This is a genomic window from Lentzea sokolovensis (assembly GCF_033949975.1).
Lineage (GTDB): Bacteria > Actinomycetota > Actinomycetes > Mycobacteriales > Pseudonocardiaceae > Lentzea > Lentzea sokolovensis.
Genome location: NZ_JAXAVU010000001.1, coordinates 586,551 through 612,198 on the forward strand (window position 1 = coordinate 586,551; position 25,648 = coordinate 612,198).

At 69.3% G+C, this 25,648-nt stretch carries 21 protein-coding genes; 10 read left to right on the forward strand and 11 right to left on the reverse strand.

Going from position 1 to position 25,648, the window contains the following annotated elements:
• Positions 1-90: 90 nt before the first annotated feature.
• From SK854_RS02795 to SK854_RS02810, 4 genes are all read right to left on the reverse strand, one after another.
• Positions 91-1,092 (reverse strand): NAD-dependent epimerase/dehydratase family protein, encoded by a 1,002-nt coding sequence (locus SK854_RS02795; protein WP_319973340.1) that lies wholly within the window; start codon positions 1,090-1,092, stop codon positions 91-93.
• A complete protein-coding gene (locus tag SK854_RS02800; protein ID WP_319973341.1) occupies positions 1,092-2,114 on the reverse strand; it encodes a Gfo/Idh/MocA family protein in 1,023 nt (340 codons plus the stop codon). The genes SK854_RS02795 and SK854_RS02800 overlap by 1 nt, the downstream gene beginning before the upstream one ends.
• Before the next feature lie 14 nt (positions 2,115-2,128).
• On the reverse strand, positions 2,129-3,637 hold the full coding sequence (locus SK854_RS02805) for a sugar transferase (RefSeq protein WP_319973342.1): 1,509 nt from the start codon (positions 3,635-3,637) through the stop codon (positions 2,129-2,131).
• A gap of 375 nt (positions 3,638-4,012) precedes the next feature.
• Positions 4,013-4,228 (reverse strand): RNA-binding S4 domain-containing protein, encoded by a 216-nt coding sequence (locus SK854_RS02810; protein ID WP_319973343.1) that lies wholly within the window; start codon positions 4,226-4,228, stop codon positions 4,013-4,015.
• Positions 4,229-4,318: 90 nt separating this feature from the next.
• Here SK854_RS02810 and SK854_RS02815 point away from each other — a divergent pair, with 90 nt between their 5' ends.
• Positions 4,319-5,002, forward strand: coding sequence for a DUF2306 domain-containing protein (locus SK854_RS02815; RefSeq protein WP_319973344.1), 684 nt, complete (start codon positions 4,319-4,321; stop codon positions 5,000-5,002).
• 278 nt (positions 5,003-5,280) lie between these two features.
• Here the strand turns inward: SK854_RS02815 and SK854_RS02820 are convergent, their stop codons facing one another.
• Genes SK854_RS02820 through SK854_RS02830 form a run of 3 tightly spaced genes read right to left on the reverse strand, consistent with a single transcriptional unit; the run spans position 5,281 to position 7,646 of the window.
• Complete coding sequence (locus tag SK854_RS02820; RefSeq protein WP_319973345.1) at positions 5,281-5,697, reverse strand: SLATT domain-containing protein; 417 nt, start codon at positions 5,695-5,697, stop codon at positions 5,281-5,283.
• Positions 5,694-6,896 carry a DUF4231 domain-containing protein gene (locus tag SK854_RS02825; protein WP_319973346.1) on the reverse strand — a complete coding sequence of 401 codons (1,203 nt, stop codon included), beginning with the start codon at positions 6,894-6,896 and terminating at the stop codon, positions 5,694-5,696. Before SK854_RS02825 ends, SK854_RS02820 begins: the two co-directional genes overlap by 4 nt.
• 54 nt (positions 6,897-6,950) lie before the next feature.
• Positions 6,951-7,646 carry an HAD family hydrolase gene (locus SK854_RS02830; protein WP_319973347.1) on the reverse strand — a complete coding sequence of 232 codons (696 nt, stop codon included), beginning with the start codon at positions 7,644-7,646 and terminating at the stop codon, positions 6,951-6,953.
• Positions 7,647-7,681: 35 nt separating this feature from the next.
• On the opposite strand from SK854_RS02830, the gene SK854_RS02835 reads away from it, so the two are divergent.
• From SK854_RS02835 to SK854_RS02850, 4 genes are all read left to right on the forward strand, one after another.
• Positions 7,682-9,067 carry an SDR family oxidoreductase gene (locus tag SK854_RS02835; protein WP_319973348.1) on the forward strand — a complete coding sequence of 462 codons (1,386 nt, stop codon included), beginning with the start codon at positions 7,682-7,684 and terminating at the stop codon, positions 9,065-9,067.
• 118 nt (positions 9,068-9,185) lie between these two features.
• Complete coding sequence (gene ku, locus SK854_RS02840) at positions 9,186-9,848, forward strand: non-homologous end joining protein Ku (RefSeq protein ID WP_093588179.1); 663 nt, start codon at positions 9,186-9,188, stop codon at positions 9,846-9,848.
• A gap of 96 nt (positions 9,849-9,944) precedes the next feature.
• Positions 9,945-12,815 carry a bifunctional RecB family nuclease/DEAD/DEAH box helicase gene (locus SK854_RS02845; RefSeq protein ID WP_319973349.1) on the forward strand — a complete coding sequence of 957 codons (2,871 nt, stop codon included), beginning with the start codon at positions 9,945-9,947 and terminating at the stop codon, positions 12,813-12,815.
• A gap of 137 nt (positions 12,816-12,952) precedes the next feature.
• Positions 12,953-13,552 carry an LPXTG cell wall anchor domain-containing protein gene (locus SK854_RS02850; RefSeq protein ID WP_319973350.1) on the forward strand — a complete coding sequence of 200 codons (600 nt, stop codon included), beginning with the start codon at positions 12,953-12,955 and terminating at the stop codon, positions 13,550-13,552.
• 53 nt (positions 13,553-13,605) lie between these two features.
• On the opposite strand, the gene SK854_RS02855 is transcribed toward SK854_RS02850, so the two are convergent.
• Positions 13,606-14,355 carry a PIG-L family deacetylase gene (locus SK854_RS02855; protein ID WP_319973351.1) on the reverse strand — a complete coding sequence of 250 codons (750 nt, stop codon included), beginning with the start codon at positions 14,353-14,355 and terminating at the stop codon, positions 13,606-13,608.
• Between the two features lie 103 nt (positions 14,356-14,458).
• On the opposite strand from SK854_RS02855, the gene SK854_RS02860 reads away from it, so the two are divergent.
• Entirely contained in the window at positions 14,459-15,685 is a 1,227-nt protein-coding gene (locus tag SK854_RS02860) for a glycosyltransferase (RefSeq protein WP_319973352.1), read from the forward strand.
• 63 nt (positions 15,686-15,748) lie between these two features.
• Here the strand turns inward: SK854_RS02860 and SK854_RS02865 are convergent, their stop codons facing one another.
• Positions 15,749-17,542: a S8 family serine peptidase gene (locus SK854_RS02865; RefSeq protein ID WP_319973353.1), complete on the reverse strand. Its 1,794-nt coding sequence runs from the start codon at positions 17,540-17,542 to the stop codon at positions 15,749-15,751.
• 182 nt (positions 17,543-17,724) lie between these two features.
• Here SK854_RS02865 and SK854_RS02870 point away from each other — a divergent pair, with 182 nt between their 5' ends.
• Positions 17,725-18,651, forward strand: a complete 927-nt coding sequence (locus tag SK854_RS02870; protein ID WP_319973354.1) for a LuxR C-terminal-related transcriptional regulator — start codon at positions 17,725-17,727, stop codon at positions 18,649-18,651.
• A gap of 82 nt (positions 18,652-18,733) precedes the next feature.
• A complete protein-coding gene (locus tag SK854_RS02875; protein WP_319973355.1) occupies positions 18,734-19,297 on the forward strand; it encodes a hypothetical protein in 564 nt (187 codons plus the stop codon).
• Between the two features lie 218 nt (positions 19,298-19,515).
• Here the strand turns inward: SK854_RS02875 and SK854_RS02880 are convergent, their stop codons facing one another.
• On the reverse strand, positions 19,516-21,393 hold the full coding sequence (locus SK854_RS02880; protein ID WP_319973356.1) for a S41 family peptidase: 1,878 nt from the start codon (positions 21,391-21,393) through the stop codon (positions 19,516-19,518).
• Between the two features lie 121 nt (positions 21,394-21,514).
• Here SK854_RS02880 and SK854_RS02885 point away from each other — a divergent pair, with 121 nt between their 5' ends.
• Positions 21,515-23,911 (forward strand): hypothetical protein, encoded by a 2,397-nt coding sequence (locus SK854_RS02885; RefSeq protein ID WP_319973357.1) that lies wholly within the window; start codon positions 21,515-21,517, stop codon positions 23,909-23,911.
• A gap of 13 nt (positions 23,912-23,924) precedes the next feature.
• Positions 23,925-24,515 (forward strand): superoxide dismutase family protein, encoded by a 591-nt coding sequence (locus tag SK854_RS02890; protein ID WP_319973358.1) that lies wholly within the window; start codon positions 23,925-23,927, stop codon positions 24,513-24,515.
• On the opposite strand, the gene SK854_RS02895 is transcribed toward SK854_RS02890, so the two are convergent.
• Complete coding sequence (locus tag SK854_RS02895) at positions 24,512-25,603, reverse strand: helix-turn-helix domain-containing protein (RefSeq protein ID WP_319973359.1); 1,092 nt, start codon at positions 25,601-25,603, stop codon at positions 24,512-24,514. The two genes, SK854_RS02890 and SK854_RS02895, sit on opposite strands and share 4 nt — an antisense overlap.
• Positions 25,604-25,648: the final 45 nt, after the last annotated feature.

Genomic DNA, 25,648 nt, shown 5'->3' on the forward strand with positions numbered 1-25,648 from the left:
CGACGGCGGGTGGAACTCCAGCGACGGTCGCGGAAAGGGGTGCGGACGCGGCGGACCTGGGGGTGTCGGCCGCGCCCGCGGTCTTGGGGGTTACACGCCCGCCGCGTCGGCGGCGGCCTTCTCGGCACGCCACCACGCGACGAGGTCGCGCAGACCGCCGTCCATCCCGATCTCGGGCTTCCACCCGAGCTCGGTGGCCGCGAGGCTGATGTCGGCGAGCCGGCGCGTCACGCCGTTCACCTTGCGCTCGGGGCCGTGCTCCAGCGGCAGGTCGGAGTCCATCGCGGCAAGCAACGCGAGGGCGAGCTCCTTGAGCGATGTCTCCTGGGAGGACGCGATGTTGTACACCGTGTCCGTGACCGGCGCCTTGGCCGCGAGGATGTTGGCGCGTGCGATGTCGTGCACGTGCACGAAGTCCATCGTCTGGGCGCCGTCGCCGAAGATGAGCGGCGACTTGCCGTCGACGATGCGCTCCATCCAGCGGATGAGCACCTCGGTGTACAGACCGTGGACGTCCATCCGCGGGCCGTACACGTTGAAGTAGCGCAGCGCCACGTAGTCGAGGTCGTACATGGCCTTGAAGCTGCGCAGCATGCCTTCGTTGAACGCCTTCGCGGCGCCGTAGAAGGTGTCGTTGTTGTACGGGTGGTGCCGTTCGTTGGTCGGGAACGACTCCGCGAGCCCGTACACCGACGCCGACGACGACGCGATGACCTTCTTCACCCCGGCGGCCGCGGCGGCCTCCAGGATCGTGAACGTGCCGTCGACCAGGCACTCCAGCGCGAGCCGCGGTTCCTCGGCGCACTGGGTGATGCGGATGGCGGCGAGGTGGAAGACGAGGTCCACGCCCTCGGTCAGCTCGCGCACCAGGGCCTTGTCGTTGATGTCGCCCTCGACGATGCGGACGACACCGGACTCCAGCGCGGCGGCCAGGTTCTCGCGGCGGCCGCGCACGAAGTTGTCCAGCACGACGACCTCGGCCGCACCGGCCTCGACGAGCTGGTCCACCACCGAGGAACCGATCGTGCCCGCACCACCGGTGACGAGCGCACGCTGACCGGCGATGGGCTGGCCCAACTCCTTGGCCGACATCAGGACACCTTGCCTTCGACTTGTTGAACAGGAACGAAAACTCCGCCGGCGCGCAGCGACTCCGACGCCGCCTCCAGCACCGCCAGCACGCGCAGACCCGCGCGGCCGTCGGTCAGCGGCGCCCGCTTCTCGGTGATGGACGCGGCGAACTCCGCCATCATCGTGCGCAACGCCTCGCGTTCCACCAACGCCGGCGCGACCATGTCGCCGGTGCGGTAGGAGATCTTCTGCTGCTCCGGGGACTTGTCGACGCCCCGGTCATAAATGGACAGTCGCTGTGCGGGATTGTTGTCGTCCCACACGACCGTGCGCTGTGAACCGCCGATGACCATCGTGCGAATCTTCGTCGGCGACAGCCAGTTCACGTGCACGTGCGTGATTGCCCCGTTGGACAGCCGCACCGTGAGGTGGCCGACGCACGCGACGCCCGCGCCGATCGGGTCGGAGCCGTGCGCCGCGACCTCCACCGGGTGGACGTCGTCGGGCAGGATCGCCTCGAAGATCGACAGGTCGTGCGGGGCGAGGTCCCACAGCACGTCGACGTCCGGCTGCACCAGACCGAGGTTGATGCGCACCGAGTCGATGTACTGGATGTCACCGAGTTCGCCGCCGCGGATGATCTTGCGCAGGTGTTGCACCGACGACGTGTACGCGAAGGTGTGGTCCAGCATCAGCGTGAGACCGCGCTGCTCGGCGGTCTCGACGAGCTTGAGGCCGTCCTCGAAGTTCGCCGCGAGCGGCTTCTCCACGAGGACGTGCTTGCCGGCCTCCAACGCCGCGAGGGCGACGGGCAGGTGCGTGGCCGCGGGGGTGGCGATGGCGACCGCGTGGACGTCGGGGTCGGCGAGGACCTCGTCCAGCGACGCAGTGGCGCGCACGGTCGAGTACTGGCCCAGCACGCGCTGAGCCTTCTCGACGTCGAGGTCGCACAGGTAGCGCAGGTGGAGCTCCGGGGTGGCCTGGGCGTTGCGAACGAGGTTCGGCCCCCAGTACCCGGCTCCGATGACAGCAAGGCCAATCACGTCTTGGTTCCCCATCAGTAGGCCCCCTGGCCGCCGAAGACGGCGCGGAAGGTCTTCCACATGATCACGAGGTCGAGGGCGAGCGACCAGTCCTCGACGTAGCGCAGGTCGAGCCGGATCGACTCCTCCCACGAGAGATCGCTCCGTCCGCTCACCTGCCACAGGCCGGTCAGTCCGGGCTTCACCAGCAGGCGGCGCCGCACGTCCGAGGAGTACTTCGCGGTCTCCTCCGGCAGCGGCGGGCGCGGGCCGACGAGCGACATGCTGCCCGCGAGGACGTTGAACAGCTGCGGAAGCTCGTCGATCGAGTAGCGGCGCAGGAACGTGCCGACCTTGGTGATGCGCGGGTCCTTCTTCATCTTGAACAGCACGCCGTTGCCTTCGTCGACAGCGGCGAGCCTGGCGCGCAACGCGTCGGCGTTGGTCACCATCGTGCGGAACTTGATGATCGTGAACGGCACGCCGGTCTTGCCGACCCGCTTCTGGCGGTAGAAGACGGGACCACGGCTGTCGATCATCACGAACGCGGCGACGGCGAACATGAGCGGTGCCAGCAGGACCAGGAGGGCGAACGCTCCGACGCGATCGACGACTTCCTTGACCAGACGGCGGAATCCGCTCAGTGCCGGTTCGCTCACGCGCAGCAGCGGCATGCCGAGCACGGCGCTCATGTGCAGTCGCGGGCCGGCGACCTCCATGAGACCGGGCGACACGACCATTTCGGCACCGGAGCCTTCGAGCGCCCACGCGAGCTGCTGGAGACGGCGAGGTGTCCAGTAGGCGTCGGGCGTGACGGCGACGATGCGGTACCCACCGCGGCGGACGTGCTCGGCGAGCTCACGCAGCTGGCCGACGACGGGAACACCCTCGACGTCGGTGCCGGAGCGGCCGCGGCCGTCGATCGTGCAGATCGCGTCCACGCGCCAGCCGAGGTGGGCGACGCGCTTGGTGCGGTGGATGAGGTCCTCGACGGTGTCCAGGTTGCCGGCGGCGAGGACCGAGAGCAGGAAACGTCCTTCACTGCGACCGCGGTGCAGCGGGCGGCGCAGGAGGTAACGCATGGGGAACGCGACCAGGGCGATCGCGGGAACCACGACGAAGATCCACAGGCGGGCGCCGGGGATGTCGACGGCGAGCGCTCCGAGTCCGAGCGCCACGACGGCACCGAACAAACCCCGGCCGAGTCTTCGGAACTCCTCGGCACCCTGGCCGAGAACGGTCGGCGTCCACACGCGGTTGATCGCGAGCGAGCCGACCACGAGAACTACTGTGAGTATGTCCAGCAGGGCAAGGGAAAGCGGGCCGAAAGCGGCGTGTCTGATGCTCATGACGGCACCGACGGCGATGACGACCAGGACAACGGTCAGCACGTCGGCGGTGATCACGGCATAGCGGTAGCGGCTTTCCCAGCGGGCAACGGGTGGGTGCGTCTGTCTGTGTTCCGACAGAGGATTGAGCGTGGAGCGCAACCCTTCGACGTCACGGGCAGCGACGTCACGGGCAGCGCGGACCTGCTCACTCATCGTTCTGATCTCCCCGGCTCAGCGGCGATTTTGGACACGCACAGGCACAGGTCACCCCGAGGACCTTGGAACTTCCAGCTTCGCGATCTTCGGCACGACGTCGAACTGGATTGGCGCCCGAAGCTCGCAACCGGTGATTCGCACGTACCGGCATCGGCGTTACAGACCCTGGAAAAAACTTTCCCGAAGTCCGAATACCGGACGTGACGCGCGTCTCACCGCCTGGAAACCGTGGCGACGTAACACGTTTCCAGATGTCCACAAGGGACATAATTGGATACGTATGTCGCGAGGTAATGGCTCAGAACAGGTCTTCAGGCCCTAGTCTGATCGACTGCCATTGTGCATGCACTTACCGCTGAACGGAGTAATGCGCTACGACCGAACGGAAACGCGCACTTCGTCACTCTCGACAACCACTACGTCACCGTGCCGCAGCTGTGCTCCACGCCGGAGCTCCACAGCGCCGTTGACGTGGACTTCCCCGTCCTCGATGAGCTCTTTGGCGTGTGCGCCGTCCTCGGCCAGCTGCGCCAGCTTGAGGAACTGCCCTAGCCTGATCGGCTCTTCGGAGATCTCGACCGTCCGCATGAGTCCCATCATCCCAGTAGGGAGCTCCCCACTGCTCGCTCGGGGGGCCACACCAGCGCGTTCGAGTGAAGGCGTTGACACGCTTGAAGTATGAAAACTTCGTGGGGGTACGCCGCCTGGTTGGCGGTATCGGGATTCGTCTGCGTCGCGATAACGATCTTCGCCGCGAGCGCGTACGTCACCCTGGACGTGGATCAGGCGAGACCGCCGTTGCACGGATCGGTCCACTACGGGCTTCTGGTCGCCCACATCTTCACCGGAACGGTCGCGGTCCTCGCGGGTGTCTCGCAGTTCTGGCCTCGCCTGCGCGGCCGGCATCCGCGGGTGCACCGGGTGATGGGGCGCGTGTACTTCGCGGCGGTCCTGCCGTCGTCGTTGCTCGGCGTCGTGTGCGCTCAGCTGTCGCTGGCCGGGCTGGCCTCGTCCGCGCCGCTGACGGTTCTGTCGGTGCTGTGGTTCGTGACGGCCCTCTACGGCCTGAAGACGGCACGGCGGCGCCAGTTCGGCGAACACCGCATCTGGATGATCCGCGGTTTCGCACTCACTGGCGCCGCCGTGACGGGTCGCCTTTGGGGGCTTGCTCTCGGCGCGGTGATGCCCGACGGGGACGGGCTGCTCATCTTCGCCACCGCGAACTGGCTGTCGTTCGTGGTGAACCTGCTGGTGGCCGAGTGGTGGATCCAGTCGCGGGGTTACACCCGGACCTTGCCCTCCGTGGCGTTCAAGCCGAGCATTTCCAGCAGGTCAGCGCAGTCGAGCGCGTCCGTGGCGTGACAGGCCACGGTGCGTGCCGCCTTGCTGTTCTGAATCGTGCTGTGCTCCTTCTCCAGAGCCTTGGCCTCGGCGAAGGTGCCGGTTTCGGGCTCGGCGATCGCGGGACGCGCCCAAGTCATCTCGTGCCTGCTTCCGCATCGGGGGATGTGGTCATCATGGCAACTGGGTGACGGAAACACCAGAACCGGTGCTTACCGTAATCGATCACCCACGCTGCGTGGTAACCATGGGAGCGCTTTCTTCGCCTTGTCCCCTGATCATTTTGCCACGATTCGACTTTACCTGCCGTATCTGAGCACCGATTCCACTTCGGTCACAAATGCGACCAGCCGTTCGTCGTCCACGTCGTCCGGCGTGGGGCCGTCCACCGCGAGCCGTTGCAGCGCAACGGAAGTGGTGGCGCTCTCCCGCGCCAGGCGGCGGAAACCGAACGTCGCCTCGTACAGCGACATCGCGGTGCCCAAAGCGGCCAGAACCGTTGCCACGAAACCCCACATGGCCCTGCGCGGTCCGTCCGCCATCCCCACGGCCGCGGCGGCAGCGGCGGCGATGAACAAGGCGGCGGCGAGCGCGACCGTCCACGTGCGAGCGCGGGAGTAGCGCTTGCGGGCGCGTTCGAAGTGGTCGAGCCGGTCCTGGAAGCGGTGGCGCAGATAGGCTTCCACGAACTGGGCCTGGCGCTGCTTGTCGCTCATGTCCGTACCACCTCGTGCTTGCGGTTGCTGACCGCGGCTTCCAGGTCCGCCACCTTGTCCAGGCGCTCCTCCTCCGTGGCCGGGGCGACGGAGGCGAGGTGCGCGAAGTACAGCGCCCGCAGGCGTTCCGCGCGCGACCGGGCGGTGAGGTACTTGTCGAGTGACTCCCGCTTGCGCGCCACGATCGTGATGGCCGCGGCGAACGCGCCACCCGCCACGACGAGCACGCCCGGCCACGGCGTGTCCTTGAGCCAGGTCTGCAGCCCGGCGAACACCGTCGTGGTGAGGCCGCCCGCGATCGCGAGCACGGCCGTGAGCCGGTAGCGGTTCTGCTCGACCTCGGCCTCGGAGTCGAGCTCCTGGAACGCCGGCGCGACGACCTGGTTCGCGTCGTGGATGGCGTCGGCGAGCATCGGATACGCCACGACGAAGCCGGGATCGACGAGCGGGCGCGGTTCCGGCGCCTTGTACCGGACCTTGGGCAGGATCCGCGGCGGCTTGACGGGCTTCTCCTTGCCCAGCAGCCGTTCCAGCGCGGTGACGGCCTTACCGGCGCCCTCGTCGACGTGGACGATGAAGATCTTGCCGCTGCGCACGAGCACCGCGAGGTCGCCGGTGAGGTCACCTGTCGCGATGCGGTCCGCGAGACCACCGGTGCCGGCGAGCACCAGCAGCGGGTTGTCGCCGCTGAGGTGGTCGATCACCTCCCGCTCGTTCTCGCCTCCGACGACGAGAGCGACGACGGGCTTCTTGTGGCGCACCGCGTCGATCGTGCGGAACAGCACGGGTGTCGAGTCCGTCCACTCCGAACCGGGCACGACGACGGCGATGCTGTGGTTGGGTTCCAGCGGGACCTGACCGTTGGTGGAGGTCTCGGTGAGGTCGTGCACCTTGCTGCTCGGCGCGACCCCGATCACGACGGGCCAGCGCTGCTCGCACGCCTGCAAAGCCATGCCCAGCAAGTGGACAACGCCTCGGTCGGTGCCTTCGGTGACGAACACGGCGCCGTTGCGCGCCGCCGTCACCACCACGGATCTGAGCACCGGCAACAACTTCGCGGCGAGATCCGTCTCGATGTCTTCTGTAGAGCCGAAGACCGAGATCACCGTGCGGCCTCGGGGCATTCCGAGGGCCTTCGGTTTGATGTCGGCGTCCGGCTGGGACAGCCGTTTGACTGTCGGGCCGCCTGCTGTGGGCATGCCGCGCACCATAACGCCGTGATCGACCGTCGGCCAGGGCCGTTCAGACCCGTCTCAGGTGGCCCACACGCTCCTGGCCAGCCGTGACAGGTCGCTCAGGTCGTCGATCACGATCTGGGCTCCAGCTTGGTGGAGATCCTGTCTCGAACTGCGCCCGGTGGCCACGGCGACGAGCCGCACACCCGCTTTCGTCGCCGCGTAGACGTCGTGCGGGGTGTCGCCGATGAGCACGACCTCGTCCTGTGCGAACGACCGGATGCGTTGCGCGCGTTCACGGGCGAACGTCACGAGCTCGGCGCGGTCGGCGTGGTCGTCGCCGAACGCGCTCGCGTCCCAGTCGACGAGGTGCGCCAGCCCGAACTCCTCCAGCTTGATCCTCGCCACACTGCGGAGGTTGGCGGTCAGCACGCCCTGGTGCACGCGCGGATCGTCCGCGAAGTGTTCCAGCGCCTGGAGCGCGCCGGGCAGGACCTCGCCGTGGCCGGGCAGTTCGGCGCGGCGCGTCTCGAAGGAGTCCGCCAGCGCGTCGGCCAGCAGCCGCGACGCCTCCTCGGTGTGCTCGATGCCGTGCTGCCGCAGGGTCTCCTCGATGATGTCCAGCTCGGTGCGTCCACCGAGGTCGACGGGGCCCGCCAGCTCCCGGCCGAACGCCGTCCGGAACGCCTCGCGGTACATCAGTCCGCCGAAGCCGCGCGCCGCGATCAGCGTGTTGTCGATGTCCCACAGCACCAGCAGTTCGGGCCCGGTCATCCCGAGCACCCCCTCACCCCGTAAAATGCCTGCTCATGACCTCGATCGACCCCGCAGAGCTGGAAGTCTGCCTGCGCGTGCTTGCCCAGGTCGAGGACCTGCCGGCGGAACACGACGACGCCGTGCGCGTCCGCCGGGCCACCGCGAAGATCTTCAAGGCCGCGAAGAAGTTCCGGAAGACCGAGCGCAAGGCCGCCATCACGGCCAACGACCGCGCCGTGACCGCGCTGACGGCCACCGGGTCGCCGGACCGCATCGACGACGAGACGCAGGGCCTCCCCCTCGTGTCGAACGCCGCCGGCGCGACCGCCGGCACGTTGCTGCGCGCGCGGTCCTGCTACACGTGCCGCAAGAGGTTTGTCGAGGTAGACGCCTTCTACCACAACCTCTGCCCCGAGTGCGCCGCGTTCAACCACAGCAAGCGCGACGCCCGCACGGACCTGACCGGCCGCAACGCCCTGCTGACCGGCGGGCGCGCGAAGATCGGCATGTACATCGCGCTGCGTCTGCTGCGTGACGGCGCGCACACCACGATCACCACCCGGTTCCCCAAGGACGCCGCGCGCCGGTTCGCCACGATGCCGGACGCCGCCGAGTGGATCGACCGGCTCAAGATCGTCGGCATCGACCTGCGCGACCCGTCCCAGGTGCTGGCTCTGGCCGACGAGGTGGCGTCGCGCGGCCCACTCGACGTGCTGATCAACAACGCCGCCCAGACCGTGCGCCGCTCCGCCAACGCCTACACGCCGCTGGCCCAGGCCGAGCACGACGAGCTGACCGGTGACGCCCGCCGTCCCGAGCTGATCTCGTTCGGCGGGCACGGGCAGCTGGCGTTGCCCGGCACCGCCGTTCCCGAGGCGCACTCGGTGACGACGCTGGCGCTGATGGCGGGCTCGAAGGACATCGACGCGGGCGGCCTCGTGCCGGACACCGCACCGGTCAACTCGTGGATCCAGAACGTCGACGAGGTCGACCCGGTGGAGCTGCTGGAAGTGCAGCTGTGCAACTCGACGGCGCCGTTCCTGCTGATCTCGCGGCTGCGGTCGTCGATGGCGAAGTCCTCGTATCGCCGCAAGTACGTGGTGAACGTGTCGGCGATGGAGGGCCAGTTCTCCCGCGCCTACAAGGGTTCCGGGCACCCGCACACGAACATGGCGAAGGCCGCGCTGAACATGTTGACGCGCACCAGCGCCGAGGAGATGCTGCAGGCCGACGGCATCCTGATGACCGCCGTCGACACGGGCTGGATCACCGACGAGCGCCCGCACCCGATGAAGATGCGGCTCGCCGAGGAGGGCTTCCACGCCCCGCTGGACCTGGTCGACGGCGCGGCGCGGGTGTACGACCCGATCGTGCGCGGCGAGGCCGGCGAGGACCTGTACGGATGCTTCCTGAAGGACTACGCGCCATCTCCCTGGTAGGCCTTCAGAGTGACTTTCGTCGGAAACACGCGTCCGAGGCACCTGTCGGACGCGTCCGAACGAGGCCTTTCATCAGGCATTATGCTTAGTTGAACACCTGTTCGAGTACTCATTTGTCATGAGAACTGTGTGGCGGGGAGCACTTCGGTTCGGGATGTCGACGATGACGGTGCGGCTGGTGTCGGCCGCCACCGAACATCGCAGCAAGGTGCACCTGGTGCACCGCGAGGACAGTGGCCGCGTACGCCACCAACAGGTGTGCGGCGAGTGCTCGCTGCGGCTCACGCCGGAGGACATCGGGCGCGGCTACGAACTGGACGACGGCCGGATCGTGCAGATCGATCCCGGCGATCTGCCGGCGCCGGAGGACGGCGTGATCGACGTGCAGCAGTTCGCGCCGCAGGTCGACCTGGACCCGGTCGCGTTGCACCGCAGCTACTACGTGGAGCCGGACGACCTGGCCGTGCGGTCCTACGTGCTGCTGCGGGAGACGCTGGAGCGCACCAAGGCCGCGGCGATCGTGAAGTTCGCGTTGCGGGGCAAGGAAACGCTGGCGGCACTGCGGCCACAGCAGGGCGTCCTGGTGCTGCACACGCTGTTGTGGCCGGACGAGGTGCGGGAGCCGCACTTCGCGTTCCTGCACCGGGACACCGAGGTGCGGACCGGCGAACTGGCCGCCGCGGCGGCGCTGGTGCGGGCGCAGACGCGTCCGTTCCGACCGCACGACTACCCGAACACGCACCACGAGGCCCTGCTGCACCTGGTGGAGGCCAACGTGTGACCGGCTCCTGACGGTGCGGGTGCGCGACCCGCGTCTCGGGGATGAACGCGGGTCGCGCGCCCGTTCTGTCAGGGGGCGGCGCTAGCATCGGCAGCCATGCTCGCCAGCCCGTCCGATCTCGTCGACCTGCTCGAATGCGAGCACCGCAGCTTCCTCGCTCGTGACGAACGGCGTGGCGACCCCGCCGAACTGCACCGTCAGGCCGCTCGGACGGCCGCCGAGATGCGGTCCGGCGCGGACCTGGTCGAGAACGCCGTGTTCTTCGACGGCGTGTTCCACTGCTCGACTCAGACCCTCGTGCGCACCGCCGAGGGCTACGAGCCGTGCGACGAGGCCTCGGACGCCACTCCCCTGGCCGTGTTGTCGCTCGTCGCCGCCGCTGAGGCACTGGGGGCCGCGCGGGCGCACCTGATCGTCGACGGGCGGCGGACGTCGTTCCGCGTCGCCGACTTCCTTCCCCTGCTCGGGCGCCTCCGCACGCGGCTCGCGAAGCCCTCACCCGCGCCTCCGCGGTCGTGGGGGGACGTGCGGGCCGCGTGCAACGGGTGCCGGTTCGCCCGTCACTGCGCTTCTGGTCGTGAGGAGGCGCGGGACCTCTCGCTCGTGGCGGGTCTTAGGGCTGACCAGCGGCGGAAGCTGGTTTCGGTCGGCATTGACACGATCGACGCGCTTGCGGCGACCGAGGAGCGGCCCGCCACGTTGTCACCTGCCTCGTTCGCGGCGTTGACCGCGCAGGCCCGGCTTCAGGTGCAGCAGGAACGGACCGGCGTGACGACTTACGAGGTCGTGGCGCCCGAGGCGTTGGCGAACCTGCCGGAGCCGGCCGAGGACGACGTGTTCCTGGAGGTCGACGGCGACACGTTCCGCACGCCGGGGTGGGAGGGCACGTTCGAGGAGTTCGTCGACCGGACGCCCGCTGGGACGGTGTATCACTTCACGCCGCACGATCTGGCCGGGCGGGCCGCGCGGACGGCGACGAAGGAGTCCGAAGTGGACGAGCTCGTGCGACGGTGCGTCGACCTCGGCGCGCTGACGCGACGGGTGCTGCGGGTGTCCACCCGGGAGTACACGCTGCCGGCGCTGAAGCCGTTGCTGGACGACGAGATTCCCACTCGTGGTCTGCGGGATCTGTTGCACGCCATCAAGATCGAGCGCGAGATCGAGACCGCGCCGCCGCAGGAGCAGGACGAAGCAGCTAAGGAGAAGGCGGCTGAGCGGGCGCGCAGGATGGCGGCGCTGACGGAGCCGTTGCTCGCCGAGGGGCACGACCTGTTCGCGGCGACGGTCGGATATCACCGGCGGGAGGCGAGTCCGGCGTGGGGCGACTTCTTCCGGCAGGCCCTCGCGCCCATCTCCGATCTGGAGACCGACTCCAACTGCGCGGTGCCGATCACACTCAAGGCCGAGGACTGGGTGCCGCCGGCCGGGCGCGTCCGGACGCACAAACGGCAGGTGCACGCGCGGATCGACCCGGAGCGGCCGCATCCGTTCGGCTCCGGGGAGCAGGTTCGGCTGCTCTACCCCGGCAACGTGACGCGCAACGCCGTGGTCGCGGACGACAACCCGTACGAACTGGTGCTGACCGAGAGCAACTCGCAGGAGCATTCGGAGCTGCCGATCGCCGTGCTGCCGGGCAGTCCGGTGCCCGCCTCGCCGAAGGACGAGGCCGTCGCGGACCTGGCCGAGCAGGCCGTCGGTCTGTTGCCGCTGCTCCCCCGCAACCCCGGCATCGACCTGTTGCTGCGCACGCCGCCCGCGCAACCGTTGCCGCAGCACGACGACGTGGTGCAGGCCGTGATCAAGGCCGTCGACCAGCTCGACGGCGGGACCCTGGCCGTGCAGGGACCACCCGGCGCCGGCAAGACGTACCTCGCGACCAAGCTCGTGCGGCACCTGATCGACCAGGGCAAGACCGTCGCGGTCACCTCGACGTCGCACAAGGCCGTCGAGAACGTGCTGTCTTCAGTGGATCCCGACATCCCGATGGCCAAGCGCTCCAAGGAGAAGAAGCCCGTCGAGGGCCTGCCGTGGGACCAGCCCAAGGACAACGGCGCGCTGGCCAGGTGGCGCGAGGAACACCCGCAGGGCCACCTGGTCGGCGGCACGGCTTGGACGTTCTCCAACGCCGTGATCAAGGCGCAGCCGTTCGACGTGATGATCATCGACGAGGCCGGTCAGTTCGCGCTGGCCGACGCGGTGGCTGTGGCGACGGCGGCGCGCAACCTCGTGCTGCTGGGCGATCCGCAGCAACTGCCACAGGTCGTGCAGGGCGTGCACCCGCCCGGTTCGGACGCCTCCGCACTGGGCCATCTGCTCGGCGACGCGGACGTGATCCCCGCGCATCTGGGCTACTTCCTGGCCGAGACGCGTCGCATGCATCCGGCGGTGTGCCGTCCGGTCTCCGAACTTTCCTATGCAGGTCTGCTCCATTCGCACGAATCCGCCGCGCATCGGTCGATCTCCGGCATCGAGCCCGGGATCTACCTGCGCGAGGTCGATCACCGTCACAACATCACGTCGTCGGTCGAGGAAGCCGAAGCCGTGGTGGACACCGTGCGCGCGATCGTCGGTCGTACGTGGACGGACAACGGCAAAACGCGCGAACTGACCGATGCGGACATTCTCGTGGTGGCGCCCTACAACCTGCAGGTGCGGGTGATCCGCCGACGGCTCGCCGATGCGGGATTCGGCGAAACTCGGGTGGGCACCGTGGACCGCTTCCAGGGGCAGGAAGCACCCGCGGTCATCATGTCCATGACGTCGTCGTCCACCGTGGACCTGCCACGTGGCCTGGACTTTCTTTTGTCACGCAACAGATTGAACGTGGCCCTGTCCCGTGCCCAGACGCTCGCCGTGATGATCTGCTCGCCGCGGCTGCTGGACGCCGACGTGCGCGGCGTGGAGCAGATGAGACTCGTCGCGGGCACGATCGGCCTAACAGAAAACATGAGGATCTATCCGTGGTGACACCGTAGCGTTGTCATACGGTGACCTTTCGAGTGCTCTCGGTTGCTAGCGTGGCGCGGTTCACCCGGTCGGGTGATTCAGATCATGAATGTGTGCTCGACCCGCCACGCATCAAAAGCAAGAGCAGGAGAGATTCGTTGGCACGTAGAGTTCTCGGCGCGTTCGCGGTGACCGCCACCGCTGCACTCGCCACGTTGGCGCTGTCGACGCCTGCCAGCGCCCACACCCCGAGGTGGACGGCGTCCTGCGACGAGGGCGCCAAGGTCACCAAGGTGTCGGTCAACCTGACCCAGTACAACAAGAAGGCCAAGAACACCGTCACGGTCCTGGACGGTCAGACGAAGCTGCCGATCGAGAAGCCCGAGTTCCAGGAGTCCTTCTCGAAGGAGTGGAACAACCTCGACGCTTCCGTCAAGCACGTGTTCAAGCTCGTCGTGACCGCGTCGGACGGCTACAACTACGAGGACACGAAGACGGTCGAGCCGTGCGTGAAGAAGGCGCCGCCGACCACGACGACCACGACGACGACCGCCACGAAGCCGGCGACCACGACTCCGGAGGTGCCCTCGTCCTCCGAGGTCCCGCCGTCCACCACCCCGGCCGCTCCCGGCGGCAGCGCTCCGGAACCGCCCCTCGCGGCAACCGGCGCGTCCCCGATGTGGCTGCTGCTCTCGGGTCTGGGGCTCGTGGGCGCCGGTGCCGGCACCCTGCTGTTCCTGCGCCGTCGCAGCGCCTGAACCAGCTGAACTGAAAGCGGGGCGGTCCGAAGTGGACCGCCCCGTTTGTTCGTCTAGAGGTCCAGTTCGGTCGCGGGCCCGTGGCCCTCGCGGATGAACCACTCGGTGCCGAACGCGTGCGCGAACGTGGGCTCGTCCAGCGACAGGAAGAACGACTGCTCGGGGATCTGCGATGCGTGCGCGCGCATCGCCGCGCGCTTCACCTCCAGGTACTTCGCGACGTCGACGCCCACGTTGATCTCCGACTCCGGCACCGCGTCCTCGCCGAGCGGCGGCGGTTCCTCGATGCCCGCGCGCCGGAACGCCTCGCGGAACTCCGACTCCCGCACCATGCCCTGGTAGACGGCCGGCGTGCCCGCGAGCTCCGCGGCGCGCATGCCCACCCGGTGCGCCTGGATGTGGTCCGGGTGGCCGTAGCCGCCGAAGCTGTCGTACGTGGTGAACACCTTCGCGTCCTCTTCGACGAGGATCGCCGCGAGTTTCTGGGCGGCCTCCTCGACGTCCGCGGTCCAGAACGATCCGGGGTGCCCGTTGAGCTCGTCGCCCATCATCCCGGAGTCGCGGTATCCCAGGAACTCCACGCGCGCGACCCCCAGCAGGTCCGCCGACGCGTGCGTCTCCACGACGCGGCGCTGCCAGAGCTCCTCGCCGTCGGCCAGGTCGTCCGGCACCTCCCCGGCCTCCCCGCGCGTCGCGACGACGAGCACGACCCGGTGTCCCTCCTCGAACGCCTTGCGCATCACGCCACCCGTGACGATGCACTCGTCGTCGGGGTGGGCGTGGAACGTCACCAATGTCGCCATGTCCGCGACGTTACCTGTGAATGGAACTTCGCCATTCCCCCGCGCCCCCGCGGCTCCCTAAGGTGGGGAACAAACCCTCGGCCGCGGGGAGGACGCCGTGCGCGTGCTGTGCACAGTCGCGTTCTCGGCCGCCCACGCCAGGGCCACCCTGCCGCTGGTCGCGATGCTCACGTCACTCGGCCACGAGGTGCTGGTGACGGGCCCGCCGTCGGTGTTGCGCGGCTTCGCGGACGAGCCGGTGCGCGTCGCCGCCGTGTTCCCCGAGATCGCCGACCAGCTCGCGGACCTGTTGCAGGGCGAGGTGCTCACGCTCCCACCGGACTACGACCCGTTCTCCGACGAGATGATCGTCGAGTTCGCGGCGGGCCCGCACATCACCGCGGCCGTCCAGGCGCTGCTGCCGGTCGCCACCGAGTTCCGGCCCGAACTGGTGCTGCGCGGCGGAATCGAGTTCGCGGGCCTGCTCGTCGCCGAGCACCTGGGCGTGCCGCACGTGGCCACGCCGTCCGGTGTCGGCCAGTACATGGACCGCCTGACGCTGCTGAACGCTCTGAACGAACGCCGCGCGGAACTGCGCCGGCCGCTGCACGAGTCCCTCGACTCGGCGCACCGGTACGGCCGGTTGGACGCGGTCCCGCCGGGCTACTCGTTCGCCCGCCAGCCGATGCCTCCCGCGTTCGCCTTCCAGCAACCGTCGCACCACAGCGCCGGGGAACGGCTGCCGCAGTGGCTCGCGGACCTGGACCCGTCGCGGCCGCTGGTGGTGGCGTCGACCTCCACCTCGGGCGGGGTGTTCGAGTCCGAGTCGTCGCCGGAGCTGTTCGACTTCGACGCGCTGCCCCCGCAGGCCCTGGACCGCTCGCCGCTGGCCCACCTGGAGGCGATGGTGGCCGGACTGTCCTCTGTGGAGTGCGAGGCGGTGGTGCTGACGGGCGGGCTGCCGGTGGAGGCCACGGCGGCGCACGTGCACCTGGTCGAGTCGCTGCCTCAGGCGTTGCTGTTGCAGAGCGCGGATCTGCTGGTGTCGCACGGCGGGTACAACTCCGTTCGCGAGGCGATGCGGGCCGGGGTGCCGTCGGCCGTGCTGCCGGTCCTGCACGACCAGATGCACAACGCCCATCGGGTCAACGATCTCCAGCTGGGCGTGCGGGTGCACGACTTCTGCTCCGACGCGGTCGCTCAGGCCTGTCAGCGGGCGCTGACGGACGACGGGATCCGGGCGGGCGTGCGGCGGGCGCAACGGCACGTGCTCGGGCTGCCGTCGATCCGGGACGTCGCCGACTACCTGGAACGGATCGTGCACCGCAACCGGAAACTCGTGCGCATGTGAAAGGGCGGCGCCTCCCCCAGATCTCAGGGTTGGAAGGCGCCGCCCCTCGGCGAACTCGTAGAGCTATTGCAGGGTCAGGTTCCAGGAGTTGATGTACCCGGTGTCACCGGAGTACACGTCCTGGACCCGCAGCTTCCACGTGCCCGCCGCGACCTCGGACGAGGCGTTGACCGTGTAGGTCGCCACCACGTTGTCGGCACTGTCCGAAGAGGACGAGTTCTTCAGCCGGTAGGCGGTGCCGTCCGGCGCGATCAGGTCGATCACCAGGTCACCGCGGTAGGTGTGGACGATGTCCACGCCGACCTTGGTGGTCGAGGAGGCGTTGCCCGTCACCGTGGAGGTGATGGACGACGTCACGGCGGCACCGCGGTCCGCGATGGCGACGTCGGTCGTGTTCTCCAGGCCACCGGAGGGCGGCGGAGTCGTGTCGACGGCGGCCACGGTCTTGGCGGCGTCCGCGAGACCCGCGCCACAGCCACCCGAGCAGGTGCCGGGAAGCGGACGGGCGTTGGTCTTGATCAGGTCCTTGACCTGGGCCGGCGTGAGCGACGGCTTCTTGGCCACGAGCAGTGCCGCGAGGCCCGCGACGTGCGGTGCGGCCATCGACGTGCCCTGGTAGGGCTTGTAGTTCTCGGCACCGGGGGTGGTGGCGCCGGCGTTCAGCGTCGACCAGATGCCGTTCTCCGGCGTGGTGATGGTGCCGGGGGTGTCGGTACCGCGACGGGTCTCGCCGCCCGGAGCCGCGATGTCGATGCGGGTGCCGTAGTTCGAGTAGAACGTGCGGTTGCCCTCACGGGAAGACGCCGCGACGGTGATCACGCCGCTGCAGTTGGCCGGGGTGTAGAGCGACGCGTTGTCGTTCGAGTTGCCGGCCGCGACGACGACCGTGGTGCCGCGGTTGATGGCGCCGTTGATCGCGTTCTGGTACGTCGTGGAGCAGGAGGACTTGCCGCCCAGCGACATGTTGATGACCTTGGCGACGTTGGCGTTCGCGGGGACGCCGCTCACCGTGCCGCCGGACGCCCAGGTGATCGCGTCGGCGATGTCCGAGGTGGCGCCACCGCACTTGGCGAGCACGCGCAACGGCTGGATCTTGGCGTCGTAGGCGATGCCCGCGATGCCCTTGCCGTTGTTCGTGGCCGCGGCGATCGTGCCGGCGACGTGCGTGCCGTGCCAGGACGACGCGCTGTCCTGCGCGGGCACCGGGTTGCCGTTGGCGTCGGTGCCGCACTCACCGCGTGCGGTCCAGTCGCCCTCGTCGGCCGGGTTGGAGTCGCGGCCGTTGTTGTCACGGGCACGAGCGGAGTCGGAAACGAAGTCGTACCCCGCGACGACCTTGGACGCCAGATCGCTGTGCGCGACGTAGCCGGTGTCGATGACCGCGACGGTCACACCGGAGCCGGTCGTGCTGGACCACGCGCCGGGCACGTTCATGCCCGCGGTGGCCTCGAAGAGGTCCCACTGCCGGGAGTACTCGGTGTCGTTCGGGTCGGCGAACGGCTGCATGAGCAGGTCCGGCTCGACGTAGGCGACCTTCGGGTCGCTCTTGAACGCCTGGATCGTGCTGTCGGCGTTCGTGGTCTTGGCGCCGAGGTCGACGACCACCGCGCCACTCGCCGTGCGGCGGTGCAGGGACTTGCCCTTCTTGCGGGCGTCGTCCGAGGCAGCGGTGTCGGAAGAGGCCTCGGCGGTGCCGGGCTTGTAGCCGACGATCAGCCGCTCGAAGGGACGGTTCACCTGGGTCGAGTCCGGCTGGGACTGGATCTGGCTTGGAGCTGCGTTGACGGGTGAGGCAACGCTGAACACGGCGGCGGAAACTGCCGCGGCGCACAGGGTCGTGCGTCGCAATCCGTTCACGTGAGGTCCTTCCACGCAGGGCCTTCGCGTGCCGTTGAGGGCGTCAGTGTTCTGAACCGGCTGCGGAGGTGGGGGGACCGTAAGCCGGGTCACAGCTGCGAAAACAGGTCTAGCGGAGGCCGTTTAACGACACTGGCGTGTTCACGACAGGGGTACTGCTCTGAATGGCGCACAATGTGGCCGTGTTGGGACACCTGGGCGTCAACGCGGAACAGACCGCTGTTTACGAGCTTCTGGTAACGGGCGGCAGCCGCACGACCGTCGAGATCGGCGCGTCGGCCGCCCTGCTGGAGTCGATGCGGGAGCTCGGCATGGTCCGGCACCTGCCCGGCGACGTGTGGCAGGCCGTCCCGCCCGACCTCGCCGTGGAGGCGCTGATCGCGGCCCGCGAGGAGGCCCACCGCCGGGCCCGCGCGGACGTCGGCCCGTTGATGGAGCTGTACCTGCGCAACCGGGACGAGGAACTGGCGGACAACGCGTTCGTCGAGGTGGTGTCCGGAAAGGACGCTGTGCGCGATCTGTGGCGCACGCTGCTGGGCGGCGCGCGCGAGGAGGTCTGCGTCCTGGACCAGCCGCCGTACCTGTCGCCGCAGGAGGAGCACGCCGAGCTGGAGGACTCGACGCGGCAGCGCGACGTGCAGTGGCGCGTGGTCTACGACAGGTCCGCCGTCGACCTGCCCGGCCGAGTCACCGAGATCATCGAACTGGTCGCGGCCGGCGAACGGGCCCGCGTCACGCCGACGCTGCCGTTCAAGCTCGCCGTGATCGACGCGCACGCGGCCGTGCTGCCGGTGGCGTCCGGCGACGTGATCGACAAGGTGCTGCTGATCCGGCCGTCCGCGCTGCTGGACGTGCTGCGCTCGACGTTCGAGCTGTACTGGGACAAGGGAATCCCGTTCAGCCCCGGCGGCATCTACGCGGCGGCGGCCGACGTGGACCCGAACCTGCTCGGCCTGCTCGCCGCCGGGCTGACCGACGAGTCGATCGCGCGGCAGCTCGGGCTCGCGCCCCGGACCGTGCAGCGGCGGGTGCGGCAGCTGATGGACCGGTGCGGGGCGCAGACGCGGTTCCAGGCAGGCGTTCAGGCGATGCGGCGAGGCTGGCTCTAGAAACGATCTCGCATGCAACCTCCGGTGATCACCTGGCGTCCTTCCCTTCGCAAGCGAACGATCACCAGGGGGAATTATGCGCATGCGCAACGTGATGGCGGCTGCCCTGACGGGCTTGGCACTTCTCGGACTCGCGGGCACGGCGTCCGCTCAGACCGGCCTGGCTTGGCCGCCGAAGGACGTCACGCCGGTCCACAAGACCAAGGCGGAACTGGAGAAGCAGGCGGCCGGGTTCACCGCTCGCCTGCAGCAGACCTTCCCGAAGGTCTTCCGCGGCGCGCAGAACGTCGAGCCCGGCAACTGGGGTGGCGAGGCCGAGGGCGTGTTCGACGACATGCAGTACATGACCAACTGGACGGAGTTCACCGTCAACGGTCAGAACAACACGGTGTTCATGCAGGTCAACGCCCCGGGCTTCTTCTCGAACTCGCCGACGCAGGTCTGCGAGCAGAACACGTGCACCGGCAGGGAGAGCGACCACCGCGGTGGCGTGACGGTCTTCACGAAGAACGACCTGTACGGCACCGCGACCGCGTGGAACTTCCGCCGCAACGGTGAGGTGGTCTACGTGCAGAGCTGGACGCCGGGCACCGAGGCACAGCTGGCGGCGGTGGCGTCGGACCGCGCGTACACGTTCACGCGCTAGTGGTGTGGCTCGGAACGTTGGCGAGGTGATCCACGCTCAGCAGGGCACCTCGCGGCGCCGCCCCCACGCCTCCGTAAAACCAGTACGAGGACGTGGGGGCGGCACCACGATGCACCCGTCTGACCGCGAATTCGCCCGGCAACTTTCTGGGCCACACCACTAGTTCGAAGAGAGAGCGGGCGCTTCCGGTCATGGAGTCACCGGAAGCGCCCGCTCGATCAGCTGGCGACCTTGCGCGCGGCCACCAGCTGCCCGTCCGCGAACCCCTCGACGCGCACCTCGCGCCCGGTCGCGGTCAACGTCGCGGTGTGCGCGCCGTCGGTCACGTCCAGCGAGGTGGCGGGGCGGCCATCGACGTAGACGTCCACCCGGTCGAGGTTCACGGTGTCCAGGGAGACGGTCGTTCCCTCGACCGCCACTCCGAGCCGTCGCACCGGCAGCGCCTTCAACAGCTCTCCCGCCCGTGCGAGCAGATCCACGTTGCCCTGCAACAGGTCCGCGCGTGTGACCTTGTGCTGGTGCGTCGGGCGCACACCCAGGTCCTCCACCGGCGTGCCGGCCAGCTTGCCGACGCGCAACGTGCGGCGGATCGAGACCCGCATGTTCGCCTTGCTGGGCAACGACTTGTACGGCGACTCGGCGTCGCCCGGTGCCGGGATCGTCAGCAGTGTTTTCAGAAGACCGTGCGTCCACACGTTCGCGCCGCCCGCACCGGTGTTGTCGTCCACGCCGAGGATCGGGCCCAGTTCGTGGTCGGCCCAGCCCGCGGCGAAGATGTCCGTGGCCGAGTAGCAGCGCGCGTCGGTGATCAGCAGGACCGGGCCGTGATAGGTCTGGCCCACCGCGTTCGCGCCGTCGACCGGCGTGATCGTGTGCGAGCAGGAGAACGCCTGGCCCGTCTCCGTTGAGCTGTCGAGCGACGGGAACCACGGGCCGAGGTCGATCTGGCCGGTCGGGTCCTCCGCGTGCCGCCGGCAGATCCGCAGGTTCAGCGGCGTGCTCAGGAACTGCACGGGTTCCGGCTGCACGGGCCGCGGCGTCATCGTCTGCAGCAGGAACTCCGAGGCGAAGATGTGGCCGCCGCCGTTGTCGCGGACGTCGACGATGAGTCCGTTCTGCGGCAACAGGTTCGCGAGCCGGACGAACTCGGCGAGGAACGCCTGCGGGTCGTCGACGCTGAACGTGAAGATCCGCAGGTGCCCGAACGTGCCGGACGGCGTGGCGACCGGACGCGCCCGGAACACACCGGGCATCGTCGTGGCGACGTCCTGGGACGCCATCGCGACCGCGCCACCGGCGGCCTCGGCCTGCACGACCTTGGGCGCGTGCAACAACTTCTTGGCGCGCGCCTTCTCGTCGGAGTCCAGGTCGACGCCCTGGGCGGCCGCTGCGGGGCTCAGAGCGTCGACGTCGGTCATCGGAGGGAGGTTCTCCGTGACCTGCCAGTCGACCCGGACGTCCTCGGCGGTACCCGCCTCGGTGCGGAACGTGACGACCACCCAGTCCTCGTCGGGCGGGAGCTGGATCACCAGGGGGCGCAACGTGAGCGACTCGAGGCCGCGGGCCAGGTTCGCGGCGGTGTTGCTGCCCGCGAAGATCGCGCCGTTCAACGCCACCGCACGGCCGATCTGCGTGCCGTTCCAGTGCGTCACCTCGGCACCGGCCGGGATGCCGTCGAAACCGGCGACCGTGCGGGCGACGAGGTACTGCTCGGTGCCGTCGGCGGCGAAACAGCGTTCCAGCTGGAACGGCAGGAAGGCGATCCTGCCCGCGAACGGCGCGGGCAGCAGGTAGTTCGTGTGCAGGTCGCGCACCGAGTGGAAGGTGCTCGACAGCTCGCGGTGGAACTGCCACTCGGCCTCGGCCGTGGCGTCGGTCTGCCGTTCGAGTCTGGCTCGGAGAACCCTGAGTCTTTGCACAGGGTTCACCGCGTGCATGGCGACCTTGAGGGGCAGGTGCGCGTAGTTCTGCTCCAGCAGGATCAGCGCCTGGTCGACGATGAGCTTGCGCTGCGCCAGGGTGAGGGTGCCGGCCGTCGCGAGGAACTCGGCGAGTCCGACGGAGTTTGCGACGTTCGGGTGAGCGGTTGTGGTCATGGTGGGGCCTCCTTGTCCAGTAGAGGCTTTCCAGGGCGCCTGGATACACCTGTTTCACCCGTTCGGCCGCTAACTGGAGCAGTTTTCAGGACGACAACTGGAGTAAAGGGGGAGGCCGGTCATGAACCCACGGTTCTTGGAACTGCGCATCCACGGGGTCAACAACACACCCCCGGACGCGATGCTGGCCCTTCCCGAGCACGCGGTCGAACAGTTCCGCGGCGACCGGTTCGGCAGCTTCTGGCGGCCGAAGCCGGACAAGCTCGCCGAGTTGCCGCCGGATCACGCCGGGCAGGTGCCTGCGGCCGTGCGGCGCGAGGCGTACTCGTGGGGCGGGATGGCGCGCAGCAGTCCGGGGGTGCCGGGCAGCGGGGTGCCGTCGGTGCTCGCGAACGTGCTGGGGCGCGTCGGGTGGGCGCTGCTGCTGCCGTTCGGGCTGGCGAACGTCGCCTACTGGTCGCGGAAACTCCCCGACGACTCGACGCCGACGACCAAGCACATGGTCTGGTGGAACGCCGGGCGCGGCGCGGCCTCGACGCGGCTCTTCGGGCTGGGGCTGACGGTGTTGCTGGTGCTCGCGGTGTGCGAGGTGGCGATCGACGTCTACGCGATCCAGTGCTCGCTGCCCGGCATCACGTGCAAGCGGCTGCCGGACTTCCTGGACGTGCTGGGCGATCCCGCGCGGCACGTCAGGGTGCTCGCCGCGTCCGTCGTGCCGGTGCTGCTGTTGCTCGGACTGGTGGCGCTGACCTCGTTGTCGCGCAACAGGTACGAGCAGGCGACGATGCGGCGCAAGCCCGTGCGGCGGCCGGGCGTGATGCTGAGCCGGGCGTCGATGTGGGAGGGCAGCCCGCGGATCCGCAGGCTGACCCGGCTGCACATCTCGGCGGGGTGTTGCGTGGTGGTGCTGGTGACGAGCGCGCAGTTGTGGCGGCACGCGTTCTTCCTGGTGCTGACCGTGCTCGCGGCCGGGGTGCTGGCGGTCGTGATGGCGCGGGTGGTCGTGACGGCGACCGACTGCCCGGACGTGCCGTCGACCGAGAAGGGCGGCCTGTGGTCGTGGCTGCTGATGATCTCGGCGGTGCTCGTGCTGGTGGCGCACGGGTTCGGCCTGTACGCGATCGAACCGGCGTTCGACGGGCCGTTGTGGCTGACGTCGTGGGGACCGCCGGTCGTCACGGTCGCGCTGCTCGGGTCCGTGCTGGCGGCATGGTCGTGGCGGCGCAACGACGCCAAGGGGCCGCTGGTCCTGCTCGTGCTGTTCGTGGCTTTCATGGTTGCCACGTACTGGGTTCCGCTCGCCTGGATCGGTGCGGTCGTGGCCGGCGGGGCGCTCGCGTGGCGCGCCCGGCCGCAGGACGGTGATCAGTGGCAGGCCTGGCGCGGCGCCGGTCCCGGTGTGCTGCTGGGGTTGTCGCTGACGTCGTCGGTGACGATGGCGACCGTGCTGGTGCTGACGTTCCGGGGCTGGGTCGGCACGGGTCTTCAGGCGCCGCCGTTCTACTCGTGGTTCAGCGCCGCGTTCGCCGTCGCGCTGGTTCCGCTGGTGCTGCTGGTGATCGCCCAGGCCGTCGTGCTGCTGCCGCGGCTGACCAAGCCCGCCGTGCTCGACGACGACGAGGCCGAGGTGCTCGTCGTGCGGGTGCGGCACGTGGTCGCGGTGACGCACCGGGCGGAGACCGTGGCGGGCGTGCTGTCGACGCTGGGCGTGCTCGCCCTGGTGCTGACCTGCTACCTGGCGTTCGCCTCGCCTTCGTGGTCGCAGTGGTCGGGCGTGACGTGGGTGGTGGGCAAGGGCGACTGGGTCACCGGGCTCGCCGGGGTCGCGGTGATCGGGTCGTTCGTCGGGGCCGGGATGCTGACCAACCGCCGGCCCCTCGGCCTGGTGTGGGACCTGATGTGCTTCCTGCCGCGCACCGCCCACCCGTTCGCGCCGCCCTGCTACGCGGAGCGCGCGGTGCCGGAGATCGCGGACAGGTCCCGTGAGTTCCTGGACGAGTCGCCTGATCATCGGGTGGTGCTGTCCGCGCACAGCCTGGGCGCCGTGCTGGCTGTGGCGGCGCTGTTCGCGTTGCCGGAGGGGTATCTCCAGCGCGTGCGGCTGCTCACCTACGGCGTGCAGCTGCGGCCGTACTTCGGGCGGATCTTCCCAGAACTGCTGGGTCCTTCGGTCCTGGGCACACCGGAGGTCCGTGCGGGCGCACTGTTCTCGTGCGATCCGTGGCGCCGAAATCCTGGCAGCACACCGGAACGCGGGCTCACCAGACTGATGGACAAGAACTGGATCAACCTGTGGCGTCGCACCGACTACCTGGGTTTTCCCGTGCACGGCTGGGAACCCAACGACCTCGACCGGCGCGCAGGCGAGACCAACGGGTCACCGGACAAAGTGGAGACTCACAGCGACTACCACCTGTGCACGGCCTATCGAGACGCGCTCACGGACCTCGTCTCGGCCGATCTGAACCAGTCACCCGATCGTGAACGTGGAGGGGATGGGAACCTGGAACGCAGTTGACTCAAGGAGAAACATGCGCACGACTGTGGCGACCCTCGCGGGAGCCGTACTGCTCACCGGAGGACTGGCCGCCTGTTCGAGCGAGCCCGCGCCCCCGTCCGCACCGCGGACCCAGGCCGTGCAGCCGGTGGCGGAGACCGACGCGGTGGCTCCCGCGGCGTCCGGTGACCAGCCGAAGGGCATCACCTACGACGTGGCGCGGATCCCGCTGGGCGCCAAGCTCTCCACCGGTTCGTCCATCGCGAATGGACAGACGACGGTCGAGCTGAAGGTGTCCGGCCTGCTGCCGAACACGAAGTACGGCTCGCACGTGCACACCAAGCCGTGCGGCGCCAAGCCGGCCGACTCGGGCCCGCACTACCAGAACGAGAAGGACCCGGTGTCGCCGAGCGTCGACCCGAAGTACGCCAACGCCGAGAACGAGATCTGGCTGGACTTCACCACCGACGCGCAGGGCGCCGCGACCGGCACGGCGACGGTGAAGTGGGAGTTCCGCAAGGGCGAGGCGAACGCCGTCGTCGTGCACGCCGCGCACACCAGCACCGAGCACGGCAAGGCGGGCACCGCCGGTGACCGCCTCGCGTGCTTGACCGCAGCCTTCTAGCACGGTCCGGTCAGGGCCACCCCTCCCGCGAGGTGTGGCCCCGACATCGGTTCCAGCACCGCCGCGCGCACGAGGTTCAGCACCTCGTGCCGGGATCCGGCACGGCGGACGAGCCCGCGCACGCACAGGTCCCGCAGGGACCGGCCAGGTGCGGCGTCGTCTCCCTCGGCCATCCGCACCAGCAGCTCCCGCCCCTCGTCGTCCACTGTGGACAGCGAGCGGCGCAGCGAGTCGCGCAGGTGCGCCGAGGTCGGGTCGAGCGGGTTGGTCCGCAGCCGGTCCAGCAGGTGCTGCGGCGAGTAGACCATGAACCACCCGGCCGCGAACTCCAGCGCGGACGGCAGCCCGTCCAGCTCGTGCACGAGACCCACGAGCGCGGCCTGGTTGGCCGGCTCGGGCTTGAACGCGGGCCGCACCCGGTGCACGTGCGTGAGCAGCACCCGCATCGCGGCGTCATCGGCCAGCGCTCCCAGCGGGAACACGTGCTCGCCGGCCAGTCCGGTCGGCGCCAGTGCCGTGACGACGATCCGCAGCCTCGGGTGCGCCTCCAGCAGACTCGGGTCCGGCAGGCGATCGGTGACGAGGACGGTGTCCTGGTCGTCGTCGACGGACGGGCTCGGCTGCGCCGGGTGCCACAGGACCGACCAGCCGTGCCGGAAGTGCAGCTCGCCCGCGACCTCCAGGGCGAGCCTGGTCTTGCCGACACCGCTCACGCCGGTGATGGTGATCAGCCGCCGGGACTCGTAGCCTCCCGCCTCCGGCTGTCCCTCCGTCAGCAACGCCGACAGCGCCGCGGCCTCCGCCTCCCGTCCCACGATCAGGCCCGCCTGCCCGGCCGGTGCGGGCGGCGCCACGGCGGTGCGGCCCGCGGCCCGGCCTCCCGCCTGTTGCAGGTCCGCGCGGCCGGCCTCGTCGAGCCGCAGTCCGTCGGCGAGCAGGCGCACCGTCTCGGCCCGCGGTGAGCGGGTGCGGCCGCATTCCAGGTCGCGGATGGCCCGCACGCTCACCATCGCGAAGTCAGCCAGCTGTTGCTGGGTGAGGCCCGCGCCGATGCGGTGCGTGCGCAGCAGTTCTCCGAACTCCCTCATCCCGTTCCCCTCCCTCGGACATCGAGTCTCGGGTGAATCGGCCGC

Coding starts and splice junctions, on each gene's coding strand:
- SK854_RS02845 (WP_319973349.1), top strand. CDS start 9,945: ATGCTCGCCAGCCCGTCCGATCTCGTCGACCTGCTCGAATGCGAGCAC.
- SK854_RS02885 (WP_319973357.1), top strand. CDS start 21,515: ATGAACCCACGGTTCTTGGAACTGCGCATCCACGGGGTCAACAACACA.
- SK854_RS02810 (WP_319973343.1), bottom strand. CDS start 4,228: ATGCGGACGGTCGAGATCTCCGAAGAGCCGATCAGGCTAGGGCAGTTC.
- SK854_RS02880 (WP_319973356.1), bottom strand. CDS start 21,393: ATGACCACAACCGCTCACCCGAACGTCGCAAACTCCGTCGGACTCGCC.
- SK854_RS02835 (WP_319973348.1), top strand. CDS start 7,682: ATGACCTCGATCGACCCCGCAGAGCTGGAAGTCTGCCTGCGCGTGCTT.
- SK854_RS02815 (WP_319973344.1), top strand. CDS start 4,319: ATGAAAACTTCGTGGGGGTACGCCGCCTGGTTGGCGGTATCGGGATTC.
- ku (WP_093588179.1), top strand. CDS start 9,186: ATGAGAACTGTGTGGCGGGGAGCACTTCGGTTCGGGATGTCGACGATG.
- SK854_RS02855 (WP_319973351.1), bottom strand. CDS start 14,355: ATGGCGACATTGGTGACGTTCCACGCCCACCCCGACGACGAGTGCATC.
- SK854_RS02895 (WP_319973359.1), bottom strand. CDS start 25,603: ATGAGGGAGTTCGGAGAACTGCTGCGCACGCACCGCATCGGCGCGGGC.
- SK854_RS02795 (WP_319973340.1), bottom strand. CDS start 1,092: ATGTCGGCCAAGGAGTTGGGCCAGCCCATCGCCGGTCAGCGTGCGCTC.
- SK854_RS02875 (WP_319973355.1), top strand. CDS start 18,734: ATGCGCAACGTGATGGCGGCTGCCCTGACGGGCTTGGCACTTCTCGGA.
- SK854_RS02890 (WP_319973358.1), top strand. CDS start 23,925: ATGCGCACGACTGTGGCGACCCTCGCGGGAGCCGTACTGCTCACCGGA.
- SK854_RS02805 (WP_319973342.1), bottom strand. CDS start 3,637: ATGAGTGAGCAGGTCCGCGCTGCCCGTGACGTCGCTGCCCGTGACGTC.
- SK854_RS02825 (WP_319973346.1), bottom strand. CDS start 6,896: ATGCCCACAGCAGGCGGCCCGACAGTCAAACGGCTGTCCCAGCCGGAC.
- SK854_RS02830 (WP_319973347.1), bottom strand. CDS start 7,646: ATGACCGGGCCCGAACTGCTGGTGCTGTGGGACATCGACAACACGCTG.
- SK854_RS02820 (WP_319973345.1), bottom strand. CDS start 5,697: ATGAGCGACAAGCAGCGCCAGGCCCAGTTCGTGGAAGCCTATCTGCGC.